General features: G+C 51.0%; 2 protein-coding genes and 1 pseudogene. All 3 read left to right on the top strand.

Annotated features, from left to right (window positions below; translation table 11 throughout):
- A pseudogene (locus AC29Z1_RS15590) lies at positions 1-501 on the top strand (hypothetical protein); the annotation flags it as partial.
- Positions 502-507: 6 nt separating this feature from the next.
- Entirely contained in the window at positions 508-864 is a 357-nt protein-coding gene (locus AC29Z1_RS15585; RefSeq protein ID WP_488272373.1) for a 2Fe-2S iron-sulfur cluster-binding protein, read from the top strand.
- 2 nt (positions 865-866) lie between these two features.
- Entirely contained in the window at positions 867-2,081 is a 1,215-nt protein-coding gene (locus AC29Z1_RS15580; RefSeq protein WP_488272372.1) for a M20 metallopeptidase family protein, read from the top strand.
- The last annotated feature ends 421 nt before the right edge of the window (positions 2,082-2,502 follow it).

The following is a 2,502-nucleotide window of genomic DNA, read 5'->3' as shown; positions in this document are numbered from 1 at the left end:
GTCGGGGAAGTGAACGTTGATGTTGAACAGGTCGCAGAGGTCAAAACGCGTTTATTCCGCAGCCTCCAGGCCTCAAAGGGAGTTGACCCCGTTAAGACGCGCCAGGAGCTGCAGGACATAGCCTGGATGAACGTCGGAGTAGTACGCGATCGTGAGGGGCTGGAGGAGGCCCTGCGCCGCCTCAAAAACATTCGAGAGGAAGTTATTCCCAATCTTTGTGTGAGTAACAAGAAAACACGCTACAACAAGGAATGGGTGGAAGCCATCCAGGTAGAGAACATGGCGCTGGTGCTAGAGATGGTGGCCCGAAGCAGCTTGGTTCGAGAGGAAAGTCGCGGAGCCTTATATCGGCGGGATTTTCCGAAGACAGATAACGTAAATTGGCTCAAAAATATTGTCCTGCGGCGGGATGGGGACGAAATGGCGATAGAAATCCGGGACGTAGACCTAGCTTACGTGCAGCCAAGAAGGGTAATCAGGGATTACGGTCTGAAGGGGTGAGACCAAATGAATGGAGAAAAAAAGACCTTGAAGGTGAGGGTGCAGAGGTTCGATCCGGCCACAGATAAGGAGCCCTATTACCAGGAATACGAGGTACCGTACAGCAAGGGAACCACGGTGATGAGCGCCTTGCGCTACATCTACGAGAACCTGGACCATAGTTTGGCCTTTTACACCTCCTGTCGGATCGGGAAATGTGCCGGGTGCCACGTGAAGGTAAAAGTGCGTACGCGGGGGGCCTACACCACAGTAGTTGAAGATGATGCAACCCTGAAACACAAAAAAGGGAAGGTTATACGGGACCTGGTGGTGGAGGCTTTGCCGAAGGGCGGAGAGGACGAAGGTGGGGAGTTGGCACTATAAGTATGACCGCAGGGCAAGATAGTATTTTTCAGGAAGTGCTTTATTTCCGGCGGCACTTACATCAGCATCCTGAACTGAGCGGCAGGGAGGAAAAGACGGCTGCATTTCTTAAAGGGTTGCTGGAGGAATGGGGGCTTGAGGTATCTGCCTCCAGTACGGGGTACGGCCTTGTGGCCGTACTCCGGGGTACCTCCACGGGTCGCAACGTAGCTCTACGGTGTGACATGGATGCTCTGCCGGTTGAAGAGGAGACGGGTTTAGAATTCGCTTCTCAGAACCGAGGAGTTATGCATGCCTGTGGTCACGATGTCCATATGGCGGTAACGCTGGGAGTGGCAAAGTACTTCTCCAAAAGACGTTCAGACTTAAGCGGGACCGTTAAATTTATCTTTGAGCCTGAGGAAGAAACAAATCGCGGAGCGCAAAAGATGATTGATAGCGGTTGCCTGGATAATCCGCGTCCCGATGTAATAATCGGCTTCCATGTTTCGCCGGAATATAAAGCGGGGAGCATTGCCCTGACTGCCGGGCCGGTAATGGCTGCCGAAAGTAACTTCGAAGTGAGCATTATCGGTGAAGGTTGTCATGGTTCCCAGCCGCACAAGGGCGCTGACGCCGTAGCAGCGTCGGCATCCTTTATTACCCACCTTTATTCTGCTTTAAACAGGCGTGTGGACGCCCTGAACCCTTTCGCGGTCACGGTTGGCCGGATCCAGGGGGGACGGGCACCTAACATCGTAGCCGACAACGTCAGGCTGGAGGGAACGGTTCGCAGTTTCTCTGATGAGATCGATAGGAAAATTGAAGAGGTAATTCAAAATACGGCGGAAGGTGTTAATAGGCTTTTCGGTGTACGGTGCCGTCTTCATTATAGGCGCGAAATACCGCCGTTGGTAAATGATGAGGGAATAGTAAAAGTGGTGCGGGAACTCCTTGAAACGTCTTTAGGTAGGGATGCACTAGTAGAAGCCAGACCTATGATGGCTAGTGAGGATTTCAGCCTATACCTTCAAAGAATTCCAGGGTTGTTCTTTTTCTTGGGAACTAACGCTGGTAAAGAAACCTCGTACCCTCTGCACCACCCACGCTTTAATGTGGAAGAAGGCGCGATGAGAGTGGCTCTAAGAGCACTAGTGACCATAAGTGAGGAGTTTCTTCGACAGGAACATGAATTTAGGCAGGGCGATTTGTACACGGCGAAGCCGGTTCTTAGTTAAGACGGATATGTCCATAAGGGACATAACTTGTTAGAAGAAAAAAGGTGAAGTATTTGAAGGAAATACCCGGAGAGGTTTGCGGGTACAAGAGGGACACAACCGAAGAAGAAGGGAGGGTTATTACGGTAGTTAGATAAAGAGTCCCAGGTAGGAGGTACGTGGCAGGTATACCCGGCGCGATGACCAACGGAAAGGGGCGGTTGTGTGGAAGTATTTGTTTTTAAGGAGGGTTAGAGGGATAAAGAAAATGGTAAGCACGCGTGGCGAAAAACTAGAACTCACGACTAAAAAATAAATTTAGTAGAGGAGGGGTGAAGCGCATGATAAAGGAATCCCGTACCAACCGGATGTCTATTCGTTTGTTCACGGTGGCGCTTGTAATAGCTGGACTGGCTATGGTTGTGGTGGGCTGTACCAAGAA

It is taken from the genome of Sporomusa sp., assembly GCF_057736855.1.
This window is presented reverse-complemented; position numbering and strand designations above follow the sequence as displayed.

Bases quoted from the DNA above. Each gene is read 5' to 3' on its own strand.
- AC29Z1_RS15580 (WP_488272372.1), top strand. From the start codon at position 867: ATGACCGCAGGGCAAGATAGTATTTTTCAGGAAGTGCTTTATTTCCGG.
- AC29Z1_RS15585 (WP_488272373.1), top strand. From the start codon at position 508: ATGAATGGAGAAAAAAAGACCTTGAAGGTGAGGGTGCAGAGGTTCGAT.